Below are 24,684 nucleotides of genomic sequence, written 5' to 3' on the forward strand. Positions count from 1 at the left end.
CTTAACTCCCCGCAGTTTGCAGCGGGGAGTTAGATACGAAGAAATTAAATACGGTGCTATGTCTTTTCTTCAGGATTTAAAGAGTGTGTTGCGGCGATTTTACTTTCCAGAATCTGAAGACGGGACTCCAGTCTTGCGACGAGTATTTTTGTTTCGGATGATTCGGCGGGAATTTGCGGCTTTGCGGCCAAAGCATGACTTTCCAAAGCTTCTATTCGGGTTTCCAGCAACTCTGGCAGATTCTCCGTTTCAGGTCCGGCCAGATGGGTGAATTCGACACTGTCTTCGTACGGTTCGCGTGTGGTTCCGGTTGCTTTAATGATTGCACCGGCAAGTAGTCCACCCGAGATTGCAATGACCAATGTGATGACGATACCATTGAATTGTGCGATGGCGACATCCGGCACGACCAGGAAAGCACTCAATCCGCCCAGTAACCCTGGCATGCCGTGCAGGTTGTGCACGCCGCAGGTATCGACCAGTTTAAAGCGTGATTCGAGCCCGGGTTGCAGAAAAACGTAACCCAGAACGGAGACGATACCGGCCAGCAAACCGATGCCAAAGGCGCCGGTAGGCGAAACGATATTACACACTGAGCCGATGGCAACACCACCCGCCAGCGCGGCATTCGCCATATCCACCATGGATGTTTTGCCGCCGTGCAGTTTGCTGCTGAGGAAATAGGTGGCAATGGTTGCGCCGCATAGTGCCAGCAATGTGTTGGCTACGGTTTGCGGCATGTTTTCCAGCGGCACCAGGGCGGTGGCAAAGCTCGGCCAGAACAACCAAAGTACCATGGAGCCGAGCATCGCGAAGCGATCCGATGTGTGATCCGATTCAATCGGCTGGCTGCGCTGATAAGCTGTAGTCAGTACCAGCGACATACTCAACCCGAAATAAGCACCGAAGGCATGAATCACGATTGAGCCGGCGGAATCCTGAAAACCGGTGGTATAGCCGATGGCATCATCAAGTACCAGCCATTCGTTGATTAAATAGAGCGGGACCACCAGTAAAGCGAGCAAGGCGTATTGAAAAACGCGCAAACGTCCCAGTACTGCTCCCATTGCGATCAATGCAGTGGCAACCGATAGCTCCGCATACAGGAGCGCATCGAGTGAATGCGGTGAAAGCTGATGGCCAAAAATACCATTGGCGCGGAATAATATATATAAAGGCAAGCCGACAGCGACAACCAAATAAGTGCCTGTTACAGCCCCGAACCCATAGCGGCGTACAAAAACCATTAAAAAGCCGAAACCGATCAGCAGCATGGCAAGAATATGGATGATGTAATTATATTGTGCAACTGTGCGTGCTTCACTTAAGGCTGGTGCGGCTTCTGCGCTGACCCAACTACTGAAACTGAGGAGAAACAGACTTATTGCGCCCGGCAATATCAAGCTAAAGCTTTTTTTCATGTGATTCTTCCTTATTCTAGTGATTTCTCGGGTTAATCCTCGACGAGATCCAGAGGAGGGGTGACATATGATATGTCCCCACACAGAGTGTGATCTTTAATTCCCACAAAAACAATAGGGGGAAATCAATTTCTGATTTCTAATGGATATGAATTTATGAATGAAGAAAGGACAACAGTGTCCGGGAGGAAACACTGAGTTTTGGCAGCGGTGATTTATTTTCTATTAGCGGAAAATGCTTCGATGCATGCCTGCTTTCAGTGCTTGAATGGCATCTTCGGTAGTGCTGACAATTTGCTGATGCGGGCAAAAGATGTTTTTGGAGAGTTCGCGCTGTGCATAAAATTGACGGACATAATCGAGTTTTTGCCATTCCGATACCCGGGGTTTCGTCCAAGTTTTATCATCGCGCCCGAGCGCATAGAGTTTTCTCTCGCTGGTAGCGCAGCGGATGCCTTCATAGCTGACATTCATAGCGCCCGCCGACGATTTAACCACCAACGTGAAGCGGATAACCTCATCTTGACCAATCCGGATGGAAGTGGTGTCGACCAGATATTGGTTGCTCGTCACGGCACCGGCGTCAAACGCCAGCAGATTCTTCACCTCGGGGTAAGCGGGAAGGTGCGTCATTTGCTCAACCCAGGGTTTGTCACTCTCGAACTCATCCTTAAATGGCGGTTTAGCACAGGCAAGCAGCAGCAAAGCGCAGATCAGCGCAATGAGGATGGGTTTCATGCCGTGGCTAAATCATTCAATAACGAAGCGCGAACATCGGCAGCGATAGGATTAATTGCGGCCTGATAAGCCGGATGATCAACGCCCATGCTTAATGCTGCGTTTTGATGCAGTGCTTGAATCATTGCCGGGGTGAGTTCAAAACGCAGGAAATGGACGGACGATGTTTTTTCGCTATTTTCCCGCTCCAGGTCTTCGTCGGCAATGGCAAAAACCGGCGCATGTCCGGCAACTTTTACCCACACCTTGTCTTCGATGCCGACCAAGGTTGCCAGTTTGGCGGCTCTGACAATCGGATCGGCGTACTCGATCATCATCGTGGCTTTCCAATTGTGACCATCCGGAATCAGCGGTGTATAGGTCTCCAGTTCATGGACGATTTCCGCTTCCTGGAAAATACGCTCAACGTGCAGCATCTCCTGGATTTGATAGCGGATTGTCAGAGCATCTTCAAAAATCAGCGTGATATTTTCCCCTAGCGGGACTTTGCGTGTTTTCTTGTGCGCCATCATTTGTGCGCGGAAGTCTTTGCGGATTTTGGCATAAGCTTCCAGCGTCAAGAGGTTTTCGCGGGTGAGTGTGGTCGTCATCTGTTTTTCACCTGGTGAAGGAGTGTGGCTGCCGGATTGATCGTCGCTAACTGCCGGTTTATCGGGGATGTCAGGGTCATAAGCCAGACGAAGTAACGTAAGCGGATGCAATTTTTGCGCTTTGCTTTCGCCGATACCTTGCTCAATATGGCGCGCGGCAATCGCGCAATCCGAGCTGATGTAATCCGGATTCGAGGCGGCCATTTGCTTGAAAACCGGACGGCCGATTTTCATCGAATCAGCAAAGTGTTCACTTTTAACACCCCAAGTGCCGTCATGACCTGAACAGCGTTCCACCGTGTTGACGGTGGTGTCCGGAATGAGTTGCAAAATATCGCGGGTCTTTTTCCCGAAGTTTTGCACGCGCTGGTGGCAAGGAATATGGTAGGCCACGTTACCCAGTGGTTTCTTGAAATCCGTCTTAAGTAAATTTTCCTGATTTCTCAGAGCCAAGTATTCAAACGGATCAAACATGGCGGCAGCGACAGCTTGCACTGCAGCGTCATGCGGGAACATGAGCGGTAATTCCTGTTTGTACATCAACGTGCAGGAAGGCACGGCCGAGAGAATGGCGTAGCCGTCTTGCGCCAGTTTCAACAAGTGTGGAATATTTTCATTTTTGAGCTTTTCCACGGCATCCAAGTCACCCAGCTCCAGTTTCGGCATGCCGCAACAGGCTTCTTTTTCCACTAAACGTGCTGGAATTTCATTGTGTTCCAGTATTTTTAGTAAATCGTGGCCGATGCCGGGTTCGTTGTAGTTGACATAGCAGGTGGCGTAAATGGCGACTTTGCTGGGCGTGCGCGCACCGTCTTTAACGGGGAAGGTGTCGTTTGGTTTAGCGTTCGCGCGAAATTTATCCGTTGTATATTCAGGCAATTTACGGTCGGCATGGATGCCCAGCGTGCTATCCATGATTTTGCGTACAGCCGGTGTGTTATTCATGGCGTTAACGGCTTGCACCACCACGGGAATCGTCGCCAGTTTGCCCATTAAATCGGTGCTGGAAAGTAGTTCGTCGCGAAAACCGGCGCCTTGTTTTTTATATTTGACCGCTTTGGCGCGCAGCATCAAATGCGGAAAATCAATGTTCCATTCATGCGGCGGCACATAGGGGCATTTGGTCATGAAACACATATCGCACAGATAACAGCGATCGACAACTTCCCAAAACTGTTGCTTATTAACACTATCCAGTTCCCCGCTGGTGCTTTCGTCAATCAGGTCGAACAAACGCGGAAATGCCGTGCAAAGATTGACACAGCGGCGGCAGCCGTGGCAAATATCGAAAACACGTTCCATCTCCTGATTTAAGCTGGTTTCGTTATAGAAGTCGAGATTCTTCCAGTCGATAGGATGACGTTTCGGTGCTTCGAGACTGCCTTCACGAGTTGCCATAGCGGGATATCAGCGTATACAAAGTTTTAGTTTAGACTTGCGGCTGCTGGGGTTGACCGGATAGCCGGAAAACCCCGCAGAAATTTCGGAATCAGCGAAATAATCGCGGCACGATAAGATTAATCGGCCAGACTATCCAGTGCACGCTGGAAACGGTTGGCGTGTGAGCGTTCCGCTTTAGCGAGCGTTTCAAACCAATCGGCGATTTCGTCAAAACCTTCGTCACGCGCGGTTTTTGCCATGCCTGGATACATATCGGTATATTCGTGCGTTTCACCGGCGATGGCGGTTTTCAGGTTGTCGCGGGAAGCGCCGAAGGGCAAGCCGGTAGCCGGGTCTCCGCAGCTTTCCAGGTACTCCAGATGACCGTGCGCATGGCCCGTTTCACCTTCGGCAGTAGAACGGAATACGGCAGCCACGTCGTTTTGGCCTTCCACGTCAGCTTTTGCCGCAAAATATAAATACCGGCGATTGGCTTGAGATTCACCGGCAAAAGCGGCTTTCAGATTTCCTTCGGTTTTTGATCCTTTCAGTTCCATCATGCTCTCCTTTTTAGATTGACGAGTTTTTATAGTTCATAAAGATGAAAAAAATGCATTTTTGTATCGCGCAAAGCTGAGACTGGCTGAGAAACGGGGACGTGAAGTGATGGTTGTGCATCTTGCCAACGTTTCCTTCTGCTTAATCAGCGCATGGCGAGTGCGTAAAAATACAAAATCCAATCCGTGCGTGGAGACTATCGAAGGGCTTATGGATTGTCAACTATCTACGATGGGGAGAGTGAGAAACAGTGCAATTCTGCAGTGGATGGAGAAAAGATTTGCAGTGTGAATTCTTGTAGAATGAGCATATTCCGGTAACTCAGAATGTATTGCCGCCGTTTGGGCCCGGTTCTGTGCGTTTTATGTTTTCTTTCTTTGAGTTGGCTTCCTAAGTTTAATTACTGCATCAGTTTACGCACGCTATGCCATCACTTCCTTACTGGCGTCTGTCCGGTTTTTATTTTTTTTACTTTGCTTTCATTGGCGCATTTTCACCGTATTGGAGCTTGTATTTGCAATCCCTATCTTTTAACGCGCTGCAAATCGGCGTGTTGATGTCATTGCTGCTGGTTGCGCGGATTTTTTCACCGGCGGTTTGGGGATGGCTGGCGGATCATACCGGTAAGCGCGTGCGTGTCGTCCAGGTGGCAGCGGTCAGCGGTTTATTGAGTTTTTGCGGCTTCTTTGCGGGCGAATCCTTTGCCTGGATATTTTTTGTCATGTTGTTGATGAGTTTCTTCTGGAGCGCTTCGCTGCCGCTGATGGAAGCGATTACGCTCTCTCACCTGGAAAACTATACCGATAAGTATGGGCGGATTCGTTCCTGGGGGTCGGTGGGTTTTGTTTTGGCGGTGGTTGGGATTGGTTACTTGCTGGAACGAGTGGAAATTATCTGGCTATTATGGGTTGTGCTTGGGCTTAAGCTGGGTATTGTGATTTTTTCTTATCACATTCCTGAAAAAGAAATCATGCGTCACACCACCGGACTGCATTCGGTCCGGCAGATTTGCCTGCGCCCGGAAGTCATGGCGTTTTTGCTGTCCAGCCTGCTGATGCTGTTTGCGCATGGCGCCTACTATACTTTTTTCTCCATTTATCTGGTGGAACATGGGTATGAAAAAGGATTCGTTGGGTGGTTATGGGCGACCGGCGTGATTTGCGAGATCGGTATTTTCTTCATCATGCCCTGGCTGATGCGGCATTTTCGTTTAAAACATATTCTGATTTTTAGTTTCGCCTGTGCGGCTCTTCGTTTTGTATTGATAGGGCAGTGTGTGGAGTGGCCGGTCGTGATTATTTTTGCGCAGATTCTGCATGCGGCGACTTATGGCACGCATCATGTAGCTGCCATGATGGTCATTCATCAATTCTTTCAAGGGCGCCATCAAGCAAAAGGTCAAGCAATTTACACTAGTACTGCATATGGCATAGGCGGTGCATTGGGTGCGGTGTTCAGCGGATATACTTGGGATTGGCTGGGTGCGGATATTACTTTCTTCATCAATGCAGCAGCAGCATTGGCCGGCTTGGTTTTAATCGCGTGGAAAATGAAATCGTTTAACCATTAATGCCCCATGGCGAGCTGGGTTTGTTGTATCTGTAAACTTTATGGGATAATCGCGCGTTTACGATTTTTAAATTTTTTACCCGATCCGATGCAAACACTATACGACAAACTTTGGAATCAACATGTAGTGCATACTGAATCTGATGATCCGGGCAGTATGGCGCTGATCTATATTGATCGCCATCTAGTACACGAAGTGACCAGTCCGCAAGCATTCGAAAGTTTAAAGCTGGCGGGAAGAAAACCTTGGCGCCTGAATTCCATACTTGCCGTAGCGGATCATAATGTACCGACTACGGATCGCAGCCACGGCATTCATGACCCCATCTCGCGTTTGCAAGTGGATACGCTGGATCAGAATTGCGCCGAGCTGGGAATTACCGAGTTCAAGATGAATGACTTGCGGCAAGGTATTGTGCATGTCATCGGTCCGGAGCAGGGCGCTACATTGCCCGGCATGACGGTCGTTTGCGGCGATTCACACACCAGCACGCATGGCGCATTTGGCTGTTTGGCATTTGGCATCGGCACATCGGAAGTCGAGCATGTATTGGCGACGCAGTGTTTGTTGATGAAAAAATCAAAAACCATGCGTATCGCGGTCGAAGGTCAATTGGGTTTTGGCGTCACCGCCAAAGATATTGCTTTGGCCATTATCGGTGAAATCGGCACTGCGGGTGGTACCGGCTACGCGATTGAATTCATGGGCAGCGCCATTCGCGCGTTATCGATGGAAGGGCGCATGACGCTGTGTAATATGGCCATTGAAGCCGGTGCGCGCGCCGGGATGGTCGCGGTTGACGATACCACGATTAATTACATTAAAGGACGGCCTTTTGCGCCGCAGGGCGAGATGTGGGATAGCGCGGCTGCTTATTGGCGCACACTCTTTAGCGACGAGGATGCGGTTTTTGACCGTACCGTGACTTTGGATGCTGCGCGGATTAAACCACAAGTGACGTGGGGGACTTCGCCTGAAATGGTGACAACGATTGACGGTGCCGTGCCTGATCCTGCGTTGATTGGTGATGAAGTCAAGCGCCACGACATGCAGCAAGCGCTGAACTACATGGGACTGTCGGCCAATTTGCCCATCACGCAGATTACACTGGATAAAATTTTCATTGGTTCATGTACGAATTCACGTATCGAAGACCTGCGCGCGGCGGCGCACATCGTCAAAGGTAAACATATTGCCGCCAATATCAAACAAGCGCTGGTCGTTCCAGGCTCCGGATTGGTCAAGAAACAAGCCGAGCAAGAGGGGTTGGATAAAGTTTTTGTCGCGGCTGGATTTGAATGGCGTGAACCCGGTTGTTCGATGTGTCTGGCGATGAATGACGACCGTTTAACGGCGGGTGAACGGTGTGCCTCAACTTCAAATCGGAACTTCGAAGGGCGGCAAGGACCCGGCGGCAGAACGCATCTGGTCAGTCCGGTGATGGCCGCCGCTGCCGCAATTGCCGGGCATTTCGTCGACGTACGCGAATTCAATCAATAGATTACGGGCTGCAAGCAACTGCTCACACAAATAAATGGAAAAATTTCATACTTTTACCGGCTTGGTGGCGCCGCTGGATCGTGCCAATGTAGATACCGATGCCATTATTCCGAAACAATTTCTTAAATCAATCAAACGTTCCGGCTTTGGCCAGAACTTATTCGATGAATGGCGCTATCTCGATCATGGGGAGCCGGGCATGGATGCAGCGCAACGCCAGCCGAATCCCGAATTTGTGCTGAATCAAGCCCGCTATCAAGGGGCGCAGATACTGCTGGCACGAGCCAATTTTGGTTGCGGATCGAGCCGCGAACACGCGCCTTGGTCGCTTCAGGATTATGGCTTTCGCGTCATCATTGCTCCCAGTTTTGCCGATATCTTTTTTAATAATTGTTTTAAGATTGGCTTGCTGCCAGTTGTGCTTGACGCAGCGCAAATGGATCATTTGTTTGAAGAAGTTAAATCGGCAGTAGGGTATCGTTTGACGGTAGACCTCGAGAAACAGACAGTGATCACACCACAAAACACAGAATTTAAATTTGAGGTTGATGCTTTTCGTAAGCATTGCTTGCTGAACGGCTTGGATGAAATCGGCCTCACTTTGCAGCATGCCGAGAAGATTAAACAATTTGAACAGAAACGGCGCAATGAGCAACCCTGGTTGTTCATATAAAGATTATTACTAAAAATTAAAATATGATGAAAATTGCTGTTTTAGCAGGCGATGGAATTGGTCCTGAAATCATCGCGCAAGCCGTACGTGTACTGGATGCTTTAAAAACGGATGGCTTGGCTATCGAGCTGGAATACGGCTTGATCGGCGGCTGCGCGGTTGACGCCACGGGTGAACCTTATCCGGCCGCGACGCATCGATTGGCCAGTCAAGCGGATGCGGTTCTACTCGGAGCCGTTGGCGGGCCGAAATACGATGCGTTGCCACGCCATCAACGCCCCGAAAGGGGACTGCTCGCTATCCGCAAAGAACTGAATTTATTTGCCAATCTGCGCCCGGCGATTCTCTATCCTGAACTAGCCAATGCTTCCAGTTTGAAGTATGACGTGGTTGCGGGCCTCGATATCATGATCGTGCGCGAATTGACGGGAGATATTTATTTTGGCGAGCCGCGCGGAATTGAGACGCGAGACGGACAACGTGTCGGATTTAACACGATGATTTACAGTGAATCCGAAATACGGCGGATTGCCCATGTTGCTTTTCAAGCCGCGGCTAAACGGCAGGGAAAATTGTGCTCCGTGGATAAAATGAATGTGCTGGAATGCACACAATTATGGCGCGACGTGGTTATCGAAGTGGCAAAAGAATATCCGCAAGTCATGCTGTCGCATATGTTGGTCGATAATGCCGCGATGCAATTGGTGCGCAATCCGAAGCAATTCGATGTCATCGTTACCGGAAACATGTTCGGCGATATATTGTCCGATGAAGCTTCGATGCTAACGGGATCGATCGGCATGTTGCCTTCCGCTTCGCTGGATGAAAATAATAAAGGTTTGTACGAACCGATTCATGGTTCGGCGCCGGATATTGCCGGCAAGGATCTGGCGAATCCGCTGGCAACAATATTATCGGCGGCCATGATGTTACGTTACACATTCAACCGGGAAGAAGCCGCGCAACGCATCGAGAATGCTGTCAAAAAAGTTTTGGCTGCAGGCTACCGCACAAAAGATATCGATGAGTCTGGAATGAAGACGGTTGGCACTAAGGCGATGGGTGATGCAGTGTTGTCGGCGATGTGAAAGCGCTTTGGTAGCGGATTAATGTACGAATGATTGAATTGGCGGTGTATTGGCGCATTACTCACTGGGTATCAATTTGTAATGTAAGTTAATATTTAAGCAGTGTTTTTATTTGATTAACCGGTTGTCAATTTTAAGGTAAGAGATAAGCAATGAAACAAGTTGGTTTTGTTGGTTGGCGTGGCATGGTAGGTTCCGTCTTGATGCAAAGAATGCGGGAAGAAGAAGATTTTTCTCTGATTGATCCTGTTTTTTTCACGACTTCACAAAAAGGCGGTACAGGCCCTGAAATTGGCAAGGAAACGCCGCCATTAAAAGATGCTTTCGACCTGGATCAACTGAGCGCGATGGATATCATCATTTCCTGCCAGGGCGGAGATTACACCAATCAGGTTTTCAAGCAATTACGCCAATCCGGCTGGCAAGGTTATTGGATCGATGCAGCATCCGCATTACGCATGGAAAAAGATGCCGTGATCATACTGGATCCGGTCAATAAACCGGTCATTGAACAGGCACTGCATGACGGCGTGAAAAACTATATTGGCGGTAATTGCACGGTCAGCTTGATGCTCATGGCCGTCGGCGGGCTTTTTGAGAAAGGCATGGTGGAGTGGATGAGCGCCATGACTTATCAAGCAGCCTCGGGTGCCGGTGCGAAAAATATGCGCGAATTACTGCAACAAATGGGTGAAGCGCATCGCGTAGCCAAGGATTTGTTGAACGATCCAGCTTCCAGCATTCTGGAAATTGACCGTGAAGTTGCCGGCACATTACGCGATAAAAAATTCCCCACGGAAAATTTCGGTGTGCCGCTGGCAGGCAGTCTGATTCCTTGGATCGACAAAGAAGTCGCCAATGGACAGAGCCGGGAAGAATGGAAAGGACAGGCGGAAACCAACAAGATTCTCGGAAGCAGCGACCAGCAAATACCTGTCGATGGCATCTGCGTGCGTGTCGGTGCAATGCGTTGCCATAGCCAGGCGCTCACCATCAAACTAAAACAAGATGTGCCATTGGATGAAATCGAGGAAATTATCGCTCAATCCAATGATTGGGTGCAGGTTGTTCCTAACGAAAGAGAAGCAACCACTTCCAGATTAACACCGACTGCCGTAACAGGCTCTTTATCGATACCGGTGGGACGATTACGTAAGTTGGCGATGGGTAAAGAATATTTATCCGTTTTTACCGTCGGTGATCAATTATTATGGGGCGCGGCGGAACCGCTGCGAAGAATGCTGCGCATACTGATTCAGCATTGAAATTCTCATTTCTTCACACTTTAGGTACATTTTAACAATTATAGGTCTGTTTTATATGAATTAGCCTGTAATTTAAGGCATAATCTTAGCTTACATGATTGCGTCACAATGTTAGCCTTTCGATATCTTTTTTCAAAAAAACTAGAGAGGGTACTTCGGTGTATAAAACATCTTTCAGAGTAAGCTTGCTTGTAATCGTTCTGATGTTGCCATGGGCTGTTGTTCAAGCCGCAGGACTTGGTAAGCTGACACTCAATTCCGCTTTGGGACAACCGCTTGCCGCTGAAATCGAGATTGTCACTACCAGCAGCGATGATGTGGCATCTCTAAAAGCCAGTGTCGCCACTCGGGAAGCGTTTGCCCAAGCCGGTATCAACTATGAATCGGTGCTGTCGGCTGTCAAAGCATCGGTAGAATTACGGTCGAATGGTAATCCCTATATCAAGCTGACCTCTCCGCAAGCTGTCAACGATCCTTTTTTGATGATATTGATGGAGCTCAGCTGGTCTTCAGGCCGGATATTACGTGAATATACGGTTCTGCTTGATCCGGTTGAGACCAATACGCAAAATCTTGCGGCAGCCAGCACCAGTTCCACTCCAGCGATAGTGGCAACCCGCCTGGATGAGGAAAGAGCACCTAGTGCTGAGAAAGATAACCCAACTGCAAATTCATCACCCAAGCGAAAAAATCATGCTACCGGGCAAACGAAAAAATCCTATGGACCGGTAAAACGGGGAGATACCCTATCATCCATCGCGCGCCAGGTATCACCAGTCGGTGTCGATCTTAATCAAATGCTGGTGGCGCTCTATCATGCAAACCGGGATGCCTTTATTGCAGACAACATGAACCTGCTCAAAGCCGGTGCAGTTCTGAAAATACCCGAGAAAAACGAAATTGCATCGATTGATACAACAACCGCAAAAGCAGAAATTAAAATGCAAACTGCGGATTGGCGCAGTTATCGAGGAAAACTGGCGGATATTAGCCGAGAATCACCGGCATCCCGCACGATCAGCCAATCGGATCAAGGTCAGATTACAACCACGCTGGATAAGAAATCCGCTGCAGCGCCAAGTGCATCTAAAGAAGTTCTGAAACTATCCAGTGGTGCTCAATTGCCGGATAAGGACGGTAAGACTCCTGACGCAAATCTTGTCGATCGTCTGCGCATGATGGAAGAGGATGCCATCGCACGAAACCTAGCTTTAAAGGAAGCCAATGAACGTGTGGCGATGCTGGAAAAAAGCATTGATAATCTTAAGCAATTATTAGAACTGAAGGATTCCGTTCTGGCGCAAGCCCAACTCAAAGCGGAACCGGCTTCAAAAACTACTGTTAAACCGGAAATCCAAACTGCAACTGCAGTAGATACGGTAGCTGAAAAAGGTCCGAAGCAGGAATCGGAATCCACCGCCGCGCAAGAGATTCCAGTTACTCAACCGGCGCCCGAAGCAGCAAAGACTGCGCCAGTGACTCCATTACCCTTGCCGCCAGAAGATGCTGAGGGTCAGTCCTGGATTGATCTGTTACTCAATTACATTGAGTATATTGCTGCTGCATCGGTGCTAGGGTTGTCGCTGATTTTGCTCATGATGAAAAGACGCCGCAACCAATTGGAAGAAGCCGGTGAGGAAGAAGAGGACAAGAAAGAGAATTTCTCTTCAGCCATGCGATCGCGTATGGCGACAATGACTGCTGCCCAGGCAGCTACGGATGCGGCCGCTGATGTACCTACCGCAGAGCGTGAAGAGGATGATTTAACTTATCAGAATATTAATGCTTCTTCCGAGGATGAAGAGTTTGATAAGGATGCTCAATATTACGAAGACAATGTCGCGCAATATGATTCTGTTTCAGAATCGCCAGTTGACGATGAACAATCGGCAAATGATTTGCAACAGGATGAGCAGCCCATTGATGAAAATGTGCAGGATAATTTTGCAGAAGAATATGGTCAATCGGATGATTCCGATCAGGATTCGACCACTCCAGCCAATCAGATTGATTTCGATTTGAGTGACGAGGCTACTGATGCTAAACATCAAGTGGCTGCAAATCAATCATCGATTGGAGATGAAGCTGGATTATCGAGCGCTGCAGAAGATTTGAGAGCGCCTGAGAGCACTTCAGATTATGCACTGGAAATTAATTTTGACGATTCGGAAAAATCTCTCGATTCTGTCAATCTAAATGACGATGAAAAACTGGATTTTGATTTAGGCGATTCTGATATTGATTTTACTGAAGATAAAACAGTGAATGAAATTGAAGTGCCATCATTAGATGACGAATCAATAGCGATTGACAGCAGTGAGAAATTCTCTGGATTAGATGAACCCTTGGAATTTGATTCATCGCTGGAAGTTGCGCATGAAGCCATTGAACCGGAATTGGAATCCAGCATTCCCGATTTAGCCGGCATTGATTTGAATCTTGAAGATTCCACCCAAGAGAGTGAAAAGAATGAGAATCCTGATTTGGGTGAAAAGAGCGAGCAATGGCAGGAAGTGGAAACCAAGCTCGACTTGGCAAAAGCTTATCAAGAAATGGACGATAAGGAAGGCGCCAAAGAAATGCTTGAGGAGGTCATCCGAGATGGCGACGATAAGCAGAAGAAAGCTGCAAAGAAAATGCTAAAAAGCCTGTAATGGCTTCTTAACGCACATTGCACCCAATCAACCTGTATGGCAATTCTAGTTTGTGCGGATAGCGCTGGTTTTAGAGTATGACGGCAGCCGTTATTGCGGATGGCAAAGCCAACCGCAAGGCTGCTCGATTCAAGATACGCTTGAGGCAACCCTATCCAAGATCGCACAGGAAAAAATTCGCATCATCACTGCGGGCCGCACCGATACCGGAGTTCATGCACTTTATCAAGTCGTTCACTTTGATACATCAGCGCAACGCCCGGTCAATGCATGGATACGTGGTGTCAATGCGCTCTTGCCCAGTGATATTGCCATTCTATGGGCGGCAGAGGTATCCAGCGAATTCCACGCAAGATATAGCGCTGTAGAGCGGCGCTATATCTATTTGTTATTAAACCAATCGGTTCGTCCCGGTCTCAATAACAACAAGGTGGGATGGTACCATCACCCGCTGCAATTGGAGCAAATGCAAAGCGCGGGCGCAATCCTGGTGGGTGAACATGATTTCTCCGCATTCCGGGCGGCGGAGTGTCAAGCGAAGTCTCCGGTACGGACAATCACCCGGTTGACTATTTCCCAACAAGGAAATTTATTTGTTTTTGAGCTATGTGCAAATGCATTTTTGCATCACATGGTGAGAAATATTATCGGCTGCCTTGTTTATATCGGGAAAGGCAAGTATTCTGTCGAATGGATGCATGCATTGCTGGACAGCCGTAACCGGACATATGCGGCGCCGACATTTTCTCCTGCAGGATTGTATCTGGCGGGTGTGAAATACGATGCTGACTGGGGGATGCCGGAGTTTTCCCAGCTCCCGGTCATTCCGGGGCTATCGATACATAATTAAGTTATACACAAGACGATATAGATTTCCATGTCAGTGCGCGTAAAAGTATGCGGAATTACCCGTAGTGAAGACGCAATTGCAGCGGTTCAGAACGGTGTTGATGCCATCGGTTTTGTTTTCTGGCCACACAGTACGCGCTATATTGATCCGGAATCCGCGCGCCGGATTGCCGAAGTGATTCCACCTTTCATTTGTACGGTCGGTGTCTATGTCGATCCAGATTCGGCTTGGGTCGAAGAAACCGCTCGTGCTGCCAAACTCAATCTGCTGCAATTTCATGGTGATGAATCGCCGGAATTCTGCAATCAATTTTCCCAGCCTTATATTAAAGCGATTCGAGTCAAACCGGATACAGATTTGCTACAATACGCCCAACGTTACGGGGCAGCAAAAGGATTGTTACTCGATACTTATGCTGCGGACATGCCCGGAGGTACTGGACACGCTTTTGATTGGCAACTTATTCCACAGCAATTGTCTCTACCGCTCATTCTTTCCGGTGGTTTAAATCCCGATAATGTGGCAAGAGCGATCAAACAAACCCAACCCTGGGCGGTTGATGTCTCAAGTGGTGTGGAAACCTCAAAGGGTATCAAGGATAAGAAAAAAATTATTGCTTTCATGCAAGGAGTTAAACAATTGTGAGTGCTTATGACCTGCCGAATAAAGAAGGCCATTTTGGTCCCTATGGCGGCATATTTGTCGCTGAAACGTTAATTTCAGCTTTGGAAGATTTGCGCAAGCAATATGAATTTTATCGCGATGATCCCGAATTTAAAGCAGAATTTGCTTATGAATTAAAACATTATGTCGGACGTCCCAGTCCTATTTATCACGCCAAAAGGTGGTCGGAGCATTTAGGGGGCGCACAGATACTTTTGAAGCGAGAGGATTTAAACCATACCGGCGCGCACAAAATCAACAACACCATCGGTCAGGCTTTGCTCGCGCGGCGCATGGGTAAAAAACGAGTCATAGCAGAAACCGGCGCGGGTCAGCATGGCGTGGCAAGTGCGACAGTAGCCGCGCGTTACGGTATGGAATGCGTGGTTTACATGGGTTCCGAAGATGTGAAACGGCAGGCCACCAATGTTTATCGCATGAAATTGCTGGGCGCCACAGTAGTGCCGGTCGAATCCGGGTCACGAACCTTAAAAGATGCCTTGAATGAAGCGATGCGCGATTGGGTCACCAATGTTGAAGATACTTTTTACATTATCGGTACCGTAGCTGGACCGCATCCTTATCCAATGATGGTGAGAGATTTTCAGGCAGTGATCGGAAACGAAGCCAAAGTACAAATGCAGGAGGATTTCAATCGTCAGCCGGATGCGCTGATTGCTTGCGTCGGTGGTGGATCGAATGCGATCGGCTTATTTTATCCTTATATTAACGATACCAATGTGCGCCTGATTGGCGTGGAAGCAGCGGGAAAAGGTATTGATACGCATCAGCATGCAGCAACGTTATCAACGGGGAAACCGGGCGTATTGCATGGTAACCGTACTTATCTGATCCAAGATGAGAATGGTCAGATCATTGAGACCCATTCCATTTCTGCCGGCCTTGATTATCCCGGCGTGGGACCGGAGCATGCCTGGCTTAAAGATTGCGGCCGTGCTGAATATGTCGCAATCACTGATGATGAAGCATTGGAAGCATTCCATACGCTATGCCGGTATGAAGGTATTATGCCGGCATTGGAGTCAAGCCATGCGCTGGCTTACGCTGCCAAATATGCGCCTACTTTACCCAAAGATAAGCTGCTGCTGGTGAATTTGTCCGGACGAGGTGACAAGGATATGGCAACGGTTGCGCAAATGTCCGGTTTAACGCTGTAACTTGAGTAGCAGTATTTTGCAGTTTTCTGAGAAGAATTGAGAGCGGATGACCACATGAGCTTTATAAAGAGTTTAATGAATATTTTCAGCGATCAAAATGACGCTAAAAAGATAAATCGTATTGCCACGAAATTCGCTGCACTAAAAAATCAAAACCGGAAAGCACTCATTCCATTTATTACCGCCGGTGATCCTAATCCGGAAATAACCGTTCAATTGATGCACCAACTGGTTCAATCGGGTGCTGATATCGTCGAATTGGGCGTGCCTTTTTCCGATCCCATGGCGGATGGACCGACAATTCAGAGATCATCGGAGCGTGCATTAAAGCATCACGTCAGTCTGCATGATGTTTTGCACATGGTGAGTGAATTCAGAAAAACGGATAGCACGACACCGGTTGTTTTAATGGGGTACGCCAATCCGGTTGAAGCTCTGGGTTATGCAGCCTTTGCAGCCAAGGCAAAAGATAGCGGTGTCGATGGTGTCTTGATTGTCGATTATCCGCCTGAAGAATCGGCCGAATGGGTGCAATGCCTCGAGCAACAGGAAATCGACGCGATCTTTTTGCTGTCCCCAACAACACCGCAGGCACGCATTGAACAAGTGGCGAAAATGGCCAGAGGCTACGTTTACTATGTTTCTCTAAAAGGGGTGACCGGCGCATCCCACCTCAATCTTCAGGATGTTAGCGCGATGCTGGCACGGTTACGCCAATATATCGCATTGCCGATCGGTGTCGGATTTGGCATTCGCGATGGCGCAACAGCCAAGGCAGTCGCTGATCTGGCCGATGCCGTGGTGGTTGGCAGCCGCATCATCGAGGAAATCGAAAAATCTCCGGAAGCTGAGTTGCTCGGAAACGTAGGAAATCTGATCGGCACCTTGCGTAAAGCCATTGATGAGAATTGAAACAATGTTTAAAACACGTTTTAGGAAACGTCACAGATGAGCTGGTTTCAGAACATTATCCCGCCAAAGATCAAGAGAAAAGAAGCAGGTGAAAAGAAAATAGTGCCGGAAGGCTTGTGGAGTAAATGCCGCACCTGTGAAGCGGTTTTATACTACACGGACCTAGCCAAGAATTTGAATGTTTGCCCTAAATGTGATTTTCATAACCGTATTTCGGCAAGAAATCGTCTCGATCAACTGCTTGATCCGGAAGGGCGTTATGAAATCGGTGCTGAAGTGGTTGCCACTGATGCACTGAAATTCAAAGACAGCAAACGTTATACGGATCGCCTGGCACAAGCGAAAGAAAACACTGACGAGCAAGATTCCTTAGTGGTGCTGCAAGGCACCATCAAAACGATGCCGGTCGTTGTCGCGGTATTTGAATTCGGTTTTATGGGTGGTTCGATGGGCTCAGTCGTAGGCGAACGATTCGTGCGCGGTGTCAAAACTTGTATTGATCACCACCTGCCCTTTATTTGTTTCAGCGCCAGTGGCGGCGCTCGCATGCAGGAAGGTTTGTTCTCCTTGATGCAAATGGCGAAAACAACGGCCGTGCTGACTAAACTGAGTCATCGGAAATTACCGTTCATATCGGTTCTGACCGACCCGACGATGGGTGGTGTATCCGCCAGTTTTGCCTTTCTTGGCGATGTGGTGATTGCCGAACCCGGCGCACTGATCGGTTTTGCCGGTCCGCGTGTCATTGAACAAACGGTGCGCCAGACACTTCCTGATGGCTTCCAGCGCGCTGAATTTTTATTGCAGCACGGTGCGATCGATATGATCGTGGACCGGCGGCAAATGCGTGACAAGATTGTCAATCTCTGCACGCAACTGATGCGTATTCCTGCGCCCATTCCTTAAATACCGTTTGATCATTTCACTTCCTGCTTAATACAGGCACGCCAAATGGAAGCTGATTCGCTTGCTGATTGGTTAACATATCTGGAATCGCTTCATCCCAAAACGATTGAAATGGGATTGGCGCGTGTCAACCGGGTTCGATCCAAACTTGCTTTAACACCGCAATTTCCCATAATCATGGTGGGAGGTACAAATGGTAAGGGCTCGGTTTGTGCAATGCTGGAATCGATATTATTTTGCGCTGGCTACAAAGTGGGATGTTATACCTCACCGCATTTGCTGCGCTATAACGAACGTGTCCGCATCGATAAGAATGAAGTGGCTGATAAAAGCCTATGTGATGCCTTTGCGCACATCGATGCTGCCAGAAAGGAATGCGATACGTCGTTGACTTTTTTTGAATTTGGCACATTGGCGGCGGTGCAAATATTTATTCAAGCGCGTGTCGACGTGGCGATCTTAGAAGTCGGTCTCGGCGGACGCCTGGATGCGGTGAACATATTCGATGCGGATTGTGCAATCGTAACCAGTATCGATCTTGATCACATGGATTATCTGGGAGATACGCGGGAAAAAATAGGTTTTGAGAAAGCCGCGATTTTTAGAAAAGGCAAACCGGCTATTTGTGCGGAAGCTGATATACCCGATTCTGTTTATCAGCAAATTGAAACTTCCGGTGCCCAATTTTTCCGTTTGACCCAAGAATTCGGTTTCTCAAATAAAGGCATGCAATGGGATTACTGGGGACCGAAAGGGGGGCGGCATTCTCTTCCATTCCCCGCGCTCCGGGGCGCCAAGCAACTGCAGAATGCAAGTGCTTGCCTGGCTGCATTGGATACCCTGTGCGAATTGTTACCGGTCAGTATGAAAGACATCCGGCAAGGATTGGGCGAAGCGGTCATACCGGGCAGATTTCAAATGGTTTCGACACAGCCGATGATTATCTTGGATGTCGCTCACAATCCCGCTGCAGCCGCTGTTCTAGCGGAAAATTTAGCAGCTACGAAGCCATCCGGCCGCACTTATGCGGTATTTTCCATGCTGCTAGACAAAGATATCCAGGGTGTCATTCAGGCATTAAAAAACGATATCGATTTTTGGCTGGTATCGGCTATACCATCTCCTCGCGCTGCATCGGCCGATTATTTGATTGATGAAATTCATCAAGCGGGTATTTCAAGCGATAAGGATGTCATTCACCAGTTTTCCGACAGTGCCGCGGCTTTTGTTTTTGCCTGTGAACAAGCCGGTAAAAATGATAGAATTTGCATATTCGGATCGTTCTATACGGTAAGCGGGGTGTTGCAGTATCTAAGCACACAACAAAGCAGGTAATAATCGGCTATTTCAAATGAATAAAAATATCAGTGAAGAAGAATTATTACTCAGGAAACGCGCAAGGCGGCGCCTGGTTGGCGCTATTATGCTGGTACTTGCTGCTGTAATTGTACTGCCGGCTATATTCGATGAGCCAAAAGGCGGAAGTGAAAAACAGGAAATTGCAATCAACTTGCCGGCGGTTAAGAACAATAGGAATGATTTGGCGCTCAAAGAAGAGCCTGTGAGCCGCGAATTTTCGGGTATAGACGATGAGGCATCGCCTGAGTTACCCGGAAAATCGAAAGTAGGTCTGCAACCTCATGATGAATACTCCGGAATGTCAAATGACCAGAAACGCATTCCAATCCCAGGTATTAAACCAAAATTTGACCGGCGTCCGGTAGCTGTCGCTCCTGAAGTGAAAAATAATGCAGCAGTGAATACCCCAGCACCTGCACTCGTACCCGCACCTGCGGCAACTTCAGCCAGTCCATCCGCAGCAGTACCGGGGGATGCAGCTAAAGCATTTGTCGTGCAACTGGGGGCATTTTCCGATCAAGCAAAAGCCAAGCAGCAGCAAGCCAATCTATTATCGAGCGGGTTTAAAGCTTACACTGAAACACTGAAAGTCGATCATAATGAAGTGACGCGTGTACGGATTGGCCCTTTCGCGACACGAAGCGCCGCAGAAACCGAACTAAAAAAACTAAAAAAGATTGGGCTTGACGGTGTAGTGGCTCCCAAATAAGCTGATAATGGAATGGTTTTTATTTTTCTGTTATGAATCAACGAGAATTGGATTGATTTTAACTGATGACTGCGTTTGATTATGTCGTTTCCGGTATTTTTCTTGTTTCAATACTTTTAAGTATTTTCCGGGGATTTGTCCGGGAGACACTATCCATTGCCGGTTGGGTAGTTGCTTTTATAGTAGCCAGTGCGTATGGATCGTTTTTTGAACAGTTTTTACCGGTTGAAATTGTCGGTGAGACACTGCGTATTTCGATTGCATTTGTTTTAACGTTTCTTGCGGTACTGTTGATCACTGCACTGGGGACTATGTTGCTGACTTCATTGATCAAAGGTATCGGGTTGGGATTCATCGACCGATTGTTTGGTTCTATTTTTGGTCTTTTAAGGGCGATGGCGATTGTAACGTTACTGACTTTAATTGCCGGATTAACGACAATTCCCAATCAGGTATTTTGGCAGCAAGCAGTTTTGAGCCGCCCTTTGGAGGCGATTGCACTGCAAGTGTTACCTTGGCTTCCAACCGATCTTTCAAAACGCATTAGTTTTGAAAGAAAAGAAAATTCTTAAGATGGGCCAAGGACAACAAAATTAACGGAGCAGTTCTATGTGTGGAATTCTCGGCATTGTTGCAAAATCACCCGCCAATCAGTTACTTTATGATGGTTTACTCATGTTGCAGCATCGCGGACAGGATGCAAGCGGCATTGTAACAGCGCAAGGGAATACTTTTCACATGCATAAGGGTTTAGGGTTGGTGCGTGACGTATTTCGTACCCGAAACATGCGTGCATTGGCAGGTAATATCGGTATCGGTCATGTGCGCTATCCTACCGCCGGGTCAGCTAACTCTTCAGCCGAGGCACAGCCTTTTTATGTCAATTCGCCGTTTGGGATTGTATTAAGTCATAACGGTAATTTAACCAACGCGGAACAACTGAATCAAGAATTGTTCAGAACCGATTTGCGGCACGTGAACACCAATTCCGATTCGGAAGTTTTGCTCAATGTGCTGGCGCATGAATTGCAGGAAAGCACGCGCAATGGCCAGCTCGACCCCGCTACTATTTTTGCTGCGGTGGCGGGTGTTCATAAACGCTGCAAAGGCGCTTATGCGGTGGTGGCGATGATCGCAGGTTATGGGTTACTGGCCTTTCGCGACCCCTATGGCATACGGCCGTTGGTTTTTGGTACTGCAGAAAGTGAATTGGGCGATGAATACTTGATCGCATCGGAAAGTGTGGCGCTGGATACACTGGGTTTTAAATTGATACGCGATATACAACCCGGGGAAGCTATTTTTATCGATGAAGACGGCAATTTTTACAATAAGCAGTGCGCCCCCCATGCTTCGTTGAATCCCTGTATTTTTGAATATGTCTATTTAGCCCGGCCCGATTCCGTCATTGACGGTATCTCAGTTTACGAAACGCGATTAAACATGGGGGAACATCTGGCTGAGAAAATCAGAAGTACGATGCATCATTTGGATATTGACGTGGTCATCCCGATTCCCGATTCCAGCCGCCCCAGCGCCTTACAGCTTGCCAACAGTTTAGGAATTGATTTTCGTGAAGGATTTGTCAAGAATCGCTATGTCGGCCGCACCTTCATCATGCCGGGTCAGCAGCAGCGACGTAAATCCGTGCGGCAAAAACTGAATGCCATGGGTATCGAATTTCGAGGCAAGAATGTTATGTTGGTGGACGATTCCATCGTTCGCGGCACAACGAGCCGGGAAATTGTTCAGATGGCACGCGAGGCGGGCGCAAATAAAATTTACTTTGCTTCCGCAGCGCCCCCGGTGCGATATCCGAATGTATACGGTATTGACATGCCGACGCGCCAGGAATTGATCGCGACTGATCGCACGACAGAAGAAATTTGTAATGAAATTGGCGCAGATTATTTGATTTTTCAAGATTTGGATGCACTAAATCATGCTGTCTCAAAAGTATTGCCTGCGGTTAAAAGTTTTGAAACTTCATGTTTCAACGGTAATTATATAACCGGGGATATTACTTCCGAATATTTACAAACCCTGGAATCACAGCGCAATTCCAATCATTCGATATTACAGACTAAACTCAATACACAATTGGATTTGAGCTTGGTTTTTTCCGAATAACGCACTGAGCAGAGCATTTAATAAACATCATGTCATTTTGAGTCTTGCTATTTGTCGCCCAATTCTCTGTTCATAATAAACTTTTCCTGATTTCTATAAATATCGTTTTCGCTCAAGGTTCATTCTATGTCAGATCACTTACAGCCTGAAACGCTGGCGCTCCATACGGGAGTTCATCGCAGTCAATTCAACGAACACTCAGAAGCCATGTATCTGACTTCAAGTTTCGTTTTTGAGAGCGCCGCTCAAGCAGCTGCGCGATTTTCCGGCAATGAACCGGGTAACATCTATTCCAGGTTTACCAATCCCACCGTGACCGCGTTTGAAGAACGGCTGGCTGCATTGGAAGGAGCAGAAGCCTGCATCGCGACGTCCTCCGGTATGTCGGCCATATTGGCCTGCACAATGGGGTTATTGTCGGCAGGCGATCATATCGTTGCATCGCGCAGTTTGTTCGGCGCAACAGTCAATTTATTCAATAACATATTGAAACGCTTCAATATCGACACAACTTTTGTGTCGGCGACCGATGTAAAGTCATGGCAAGCCGCTATACAGCCCAATAGCAAGCTGTTTTTTTTGGAAACACCGTCTAATCCGTTAACGGAAATCTCCGATATTGCGGAACTCAGTAAAATTGCCAAGAAAGCAGGCGTTTGGCTGGCGGTCGATAATTGTTTTTGTACCCCTATTCTGCAGAAGCCGCTTGAGTTAGGCGCCGATATCGTTATTCATTCCGCGACTAAATATTTGGACGGACAAGGCAGAGTGTTGGGCGGTGCTGTGCTCGGTAAGCGCGAATTGCTGATGGATGGCGGAATCTATGGATTCTTGCGTACTGCCGGGCCGACACTCAGTGCTTTCAATGCATGGGTGATACTGAAGGGTTTGGAAACGCTTAAGTTGCGCATAGAAGCGCACTCGTCAAATGCGTTGCAAATGGCACAATGGCTTGAAGCACAACCGAATGTGACGCGTGTCTTTTATCCCGGCTTAGCCTCGCATCCGCAGCATGCATTAGCGCAACGTCAGCAAAAATCCGGTGGTGGGATTGTGACGTTTGAAGTCAAAGGCGGTAAAGAAGCCGCTTGGCGTGTCATTGATTCGACACGTTTGATATCGATTACCGCCAATCTGGGCGATGCGAAAAGCACGCTGACCCACCCGGCCACAACAACCCATGCGCGTATCAGTCAAGAAGCACGGGATGCTGCCGGTATCACCGATGGATTGTTGCGTATTGCAGTTGGATTGGAAGCGGTGCAGGATCTGCAAGCTGATCTGCACCGCGGACTGACATAATGGCACGATGTCATCGTGATGAGCGGCTGCCGGATTGCGGTTAAATCACTTCGGCTTTTTCGATGATGACATTTTCAAGTGGAACATTCTGGTGGCCTGCGTGATCACCCGTTTTGACCTTCTTGATTTTATCCACAACATCCTGACCTTCAATTACTTTACCGAACACGCAATAACCAAAACCCTGCGGTGTTGAAGATTTGTAATTCAAAAAGCCGTTATTAGTGACATTGATGAAGAATTGCGCCGTTGCGGAATGAACATCGGCGGTACGAGCCATTGCGATAGTGTACGAATCATTTTTAAGCCCGTTGGCAGCTTCATTCTGGATAGGTGGTTGTGTCTTTTTTTGCTTCATTCCAGGCTCAAATCCGCCGCCTTGAATCATAAAGTCGTCAATAACACGATGAAACAATGTATTGTCATAGAATCCACTGGTAACGTAATTTAAGAAATTCTGCACGGTTTCCGGCGCATTCTCGCTATCCAGTTCAAGCGTAATAACACCATAATTGGTTTGTAATCTGACCATATCTATCCTATGTAAAGTGATGATTTTTGTTATTGCGTATTTTTCTCAAGCGCGGGCAGTTTTATCACATCTTCAATAACGACGCTATTTTTGGGTACATCACCGCCAAAAGGGCCACCAGATCCGGTCGGCAGCGATGCAATCTTATTGACAACTTCCATGCCGGAAACCACCTTGCCGAATACTGCATATCCGTAGCCATTCTGAGTCGGCGCTTTGTAATTCAGGAACGCATTATTGGCGACATTAATAAAAAATTGCGCCGATGCCGAGTGTGGATCCGAAGTGCGCGCCATCGCAATGGTTCCGGGTTCATTTTTTAAACCATTATCGGCCTCGTTTTGGATCGGCGATCGTGCCGGTTTTTGTTTCAATGCTGTATCGAATCCGCCGCCTTGAATCATGAAGCCAGCAATCACACGGTGAAAGACGGTATTTTTGTAAAATCCATCGTCAACATATTGCAGGAAATTCTCGACGGTTTTCGGTGCTTTTTCCGGATAAAGCTCGAGAACGATACTGCCCAAATTGGTTTTCATTTCAACCCGTGTCTCTGAGGCGTGAACAGGTAAGCACAGTGCAATTAACAATAAAAAAATCAGAATTTGACAGCGATGCATAGTTAAGTTTCCTAATTGGCAAGTAGCGGGTAAGGGCTTTGCGCCTACGTTATGTTATACTCGAAGGCTATTTCAAAAAGCGCGGG

Annotated in this window: 22 protein-coding genes; 16 read left to right on the plus strand and 6 right to left on the minus strand. The window is 48.0% G+C overall.

Annotation, left to right across the window (positions count from 1 at the left end):
* Positions 1–56 precede the first annotated feature (56 nt).
* The 4 genes from DU481_RS08565 to DU481_RS08580 form a co-directional block, all read right to left on the minus strand.
* A complete protein-coding gene (locus tag DU481_RS08565; protein ID WP_350133773.1) occupies positions 57–1,421 on the minus strand; it encodes an ammonium transporter in 1,365 nt (454 codons plus the stop codon).
* 225 nt (positions 1,422–1,646) lie between these two features.
* Entirely contained in the window at positions 1,647–2,159 is a 513-nt protein-coding gene (locus tag DU481_RS08570) for a CNP1-like family protein (RefSeq protein WP_107804047.1), read from the minus strand.
* A complete protein-coding gene (locus DU481_RS08575; RefSeq protein ID WP_350133775.1) occupies positions 2,156–4,147 on the minus strand; it encodes a DUF3501 family protein in 1,992 nt (663 codons plus the stop codon). The genes DU481_RS08570 and DU481_RS08575 overlap by 4 nt, the downstream gene beginning before the upstream one ends.
* Positions 4,148–4,266: 119 nt before the next feature.
* A complete protein-coding gene (locus tag DU481_RS08580) occupies positions 4,267–4,686 on the minus strand; it encodes a rubrerythrin family protein (protein WP_090319722.1) in 420 nt (139 codons plus the stop codon).
* 425 nt (positions 4,687–5,111) lie between these two features.
* Here DU481_RS08580 and DU481_RS08585 point away from each other — a divergent pair, with 425 nt between their 5' ends.
* The 16 genes from DU481_RS08585 to DU481_RS08660 all read left to right on the plus strand — a co-directional run bounded on the left by DU481_RS08585 (position 5,112) and on the right by DU481_RS08660 (position 23,446).
* Complete coding sequence (locus DU481_RS08585) at positions 5,112–6,257, plus strand: MFS transporter (protein ID WP_350133777.1); 1,146 nt, start codon at positions 5,112–5,114, stop codon at positions 6,255–6,257.
* Positions 6,258–6,344: 87 nt separating this feature from the next.
* The gene (gene leuC, locus DU481_RS08590; RefSeq protein WP_350133779.1) at positions 6,345–7,757 is read left to right on the plus strand and encodes a 3-isopropylmalate dehydratase large subunit; all 1,413 of its coding nucleotides are present in this window, start codon (positions 6,345–6,347) and stop codon (positions 7,755–7,757) included.
* Positions 7,758–7,791: 34 nt separating this feature from the next.
* Complete coding sequence (gene leuD, locus DU481_RS08595) at positions 7,792–8,430, plus strand: 3-isopropylmalate dehydratase small subunit (RefSeq protein WP_350133780.1); 639 nt, start codon at positions 7,792–7,794, stop codon at positions 8,428–8,430.
* A 26-nt stretch (positions 8,431–8,456) separates the two neighbouring features.
* Positions 8,457–9,518, plus strand: coding sequence for a 3-isopropylmalate dehydrogenase (leuB, locus tag DU481_RS08600; protein ID WP_350133838.1), 1,062 nt, complete (start codon positions 8,457–8,459; stop codon positions 9,516–9,518).
* A 152-nt stretch (positions 9,519–9,670) separates the two neighbouring features.
* Positions 9,671–10,783 carry an aspartate-semialdehyde dehydrogenase gene (gene asd / locus DU481_RS08605; protein ID WP_090319711.1) on the plus strand — a complete coding sequence of 371 codons (1,113 nt, stop codon included), beginning with the start codon at positions 9,671–9,673 and terminating at the stop codon, positions 10,781–10,783.
* 185 nt (positions 10,784–10,968) lie between these two features.
* Positions 10,969–13,437 (plus strand): FimV/HubP family polar landmark protein, encoded by a 2,469-nt coding sequence (locus DU481_RS08610; protein ID WP_350133782.1) that lies wholly within the window; start codon positions 10,969–10,971, stop codon positions 13,435–13,437.
* 52 nt (positions 13,438–13,489) lie between these two features.
* Complete coding sequence (truA, locus tag DU481_RS08615; protein ID WP_350133784.1) at positions 13,490–14,287, plus strand: tRNA pseudouridine(38-40) synthase TruA; 798 nt, start codon at positions 13,490–13,492, stop codon at positions 14,285–14,287.
* Between the two features lie 27 nt (positions 14,288–14,314).
* A complete protein-coding gene (locus DU481_RS08620) occupies positions 14,315–14,932 on the plus strand; it encodes a phosphoribosylanthranilate isomerase (protein WP_350133786.1) in 618 nt (205 codons plus the stop codon).
* Positions 14,929–16,128: a tryptophan synthase subunit beta gene (gene trpB / locus DU481_RS08625; protein WP_350133787.1), complete on the plus strand. Its 1,200-nt coding sequence runs from the start codon at positions 14,929–14,931 to the stop codon at positions 16,126–16,128. The genes DU481_RS08620 and trpB overlap by 4 nt, the downstream gene beginning before the upstream one ends.
* 111 nt (positions 16,129–16,239) lie before the next feature.
* Positions 16,240–17,040: a tryptophan synthase subunit alpha gene (gene trpA / locus DU481_RS08630; protein ID WP_350133839.1), complete on the plus strand. Its 801-nt coding sequence runs from the start codon at positions 16,240–16,242 to the stop codon at positions 17,038–17,040.
* A gap of 36 nt (positions 17,041–17,076) precedes the next feature.
* Complete coding sequence (gene accD, locus DU481_RS08635) at positions 17,077–17,946, plus strand: acetyl-CoA carboxylase, carboxyltransferase subunit beta (protein WP_090319696.1); 870 nt, start codon at positions 17,077–17,079, stop codon at positions 17,944–17,946.
* A gap of 45 nt (positions 17,947–17,991) precedes the next feature.
* Positions 17,992–19,281: a bifunctional tetrahydrofolate synthase/dihydrofolate synthase gene (gene folC / locus DU481_RS08640; protein ID WP_350133789.1), complete on the plus strand. Its 1,290-nt coding sequence runs from the start codon at positions 17,992–17,994 to the stop codon at positions 19,279–19,281.
* Between the two features lie 16 nt (positions 19,282–19,297).
* Positions 19,298–20,014, plus strand: coding sequence for an SPOR domain-containing protein (locus tag DU481_RS08645; RefSeq protein ID WP_350133791.1), 717 nt, complete (start codon positions 19,298–19,300; stop codon positions 20,012–20,014).
* 65 nt (positions 20,015–20,079) lie between these two features.
* Entirely contained in the window at positions 20,080–20,586 is a 507-nt protein-coding gene (locus DU481_RS08650; RefSeq protein WP_350133793.1) for a CvpA family protein, read from the plus strand.
* Positions 20,587–20,623: 37 nt separating this feature from the next.
* Positions 20,624–22,144: an amidophosphoribosyltransferase gene (gene purF / locus DU481_RS08655; protein ID WP_350133795.1), complete on the plus strand. Its 1,521-nt coding sequence runs from the start codon at positions 20,624–20,626 to the stop codon at positions 22,142–22,144.
* 126 nt (positions 22,145–22,270) lie between these two features.
* A complete protein-coding gene (locus DU481_RS08660) occupies positions 22,271–23,446 on the plus strand; it encodes an O-succinylhomoserine sulfhydrylase (protein WP_350133797.1) in 1,176 nt (391 codons plus the stop codon).
* Positions 23,447–23,486: 40 nt separating this feature from the next.
* On the opposite strand, the gene DU481_RS08665 is transcribed toward DU481_RS08660, so the two are convergent.
* Positions 23,487–23,978, minus strand: coding sequence for a peptidylprolyl isomerase (locus DU481_RS08665; RefSeq protein ID WP_107804063.1), 492 nt, complete (start codon positions 23,976–23,978; stop codon positions 23,487–23,489).
* A gap of 29 nt (positions 23,979–24,007) precedes the next feature.
* A complete protein-coding gene (locus DU481_RS08670; protein ID WP_090319675.1) occupies positions 24,008–24,598 on the minus strand; it encodes a peptidylprolyl isomerase in 591 nt (196 codons plus the stop codon).
* Positions 24,599–24,684: the final 86 nt, after the last annotated feature.

The organism is Nitrosomonas sp. (genome assembly GCF_040240425.1).
GTDB lineage: Bacteria > Pseudomonadota > Gammaproteobacteria > Burkholderiales > Nitrosomonadaceae > Nitrosomonas.

Bases quoted from the DNA above. Each gene is read 5' to 3' on its own strand.
- DU481_RS08570 (WP_107804047.1), bottom strand. From the start codon at position 2,159: ATGAAACCCATCCTCATTGCGCTGATCTGCGCTTTGCTGCTGCTTGCC.
- leuB (WP_350133838.1), top strand. From the start codon at position 8,457: ATGAAAATTGCTGTTTTAGCAGGCGATGGAATTGGTCCTGAAATCATC.
- DU481_RS08660 (WP_350133797.1), top strand. From the start codon at position 22,271: ATGTCAGATCACTTACAGCCTGAAACGCTGGCGCTCCATACGGGAGTT.
- DU481_RS08620 (WP_350133786.1), top strand. From the start codon at position 14,315: ATGTCAGTGCGCGTAAAAGTATGCGGAATTACCCGTAGTGAAGACGCA.
- DU481_RS08580 (WP_090319722.1), bottom strand. From the start codon at position 4,686: ATGGAACTGAAAGGATCAAAAACCGAAGGAAATCTGAAAGCCGCTTTT.
- DU481_RS08670 (WP_090319675.1), bottom strand. From the start codon at position 24,598: ATGCATCGCTGTCAAATTCTGATTTTTTTATTGTTAATTGCACTGTGC.
- accD (WP_090319696.1), top strand. From the start codon at position 17,077: ATGAGCTGGTTTCAGAACATTATCCCGCCAAAGATCAAGAGAAAAGAA.
- purF (WP_350133795.1), top strand. From the start codon at position 20,624: ATGTGTGGAATTCTCGGCATTGTTGCAAAATCACCCGCCAATCAGTTA.
- DU481_RS08665 (WP_107804063.1), bottom strand. From the start codon at position 23,978: ATGGTCAGATTACAAACCAATTATGGTGTTATTACGCTTGAACTGGAT.
- asd (WP_090319711.1), top strand. From the start codon at position 9,671: ATGAAACAAGTTGGTTTTGTTGGTTGGCGTGGCATGGTAGGTTCCGTC.
- leuD (WP_350133780.1), top strand. From the start codon at position 7,792: ATGGAAAAATTTCATACTTTTACCGGCTTGGTGGCGCCGCTGGATCGT.
- DU481_RS08650 (WP_350133793.1), top strand. From the start codon at position 20,080: ATGACTGCGTTTGATTATGTCGTTTCCGGTATTTTTCTTGTTTCAATA.
- DU481_RS08645 (WP_350133791.1), top strand. From the start codon at position 19,298: ATGAATAAAAATATCAGTGAAGAAGAATTATTACTCAGGAAACGCGCA.
- DU481_RS08575 (WP_350133775.1), bottom strand. From the start codon at position 4,147: ATGGCAACTCGTGAAGGCAGTCTCGAAGCACCGAAACGTCATCCTATC.
- DU481_RS08565 (WP_350133773.1), bottom strand. From the start codon at position 1,421: ATGAAAAAAAGCTTTAGCTTGATATTGCCGGGCGCAATAAGTCTGTTT.
- folC (WP_350133789.1), top strand. From the start codon at position 17,992: ATGGAAGCTGATTCGCTTGCTGATTGGTTAACATATCTGGAATCGCTT.
- DU481_RS08585 (WP_350133777.1), top strand. From the start codon at position 5,112: ATGCCATCACTTCCTTACTGGCGTCTGTCCGGTTTTTATTTTTTTTAC.
- leuC (WP_350133779.1), top strand. From the start codon at position 6,345: ATGCAAACACTATACGACAAACTTTGGAATCAACATGTAGTGCATACT.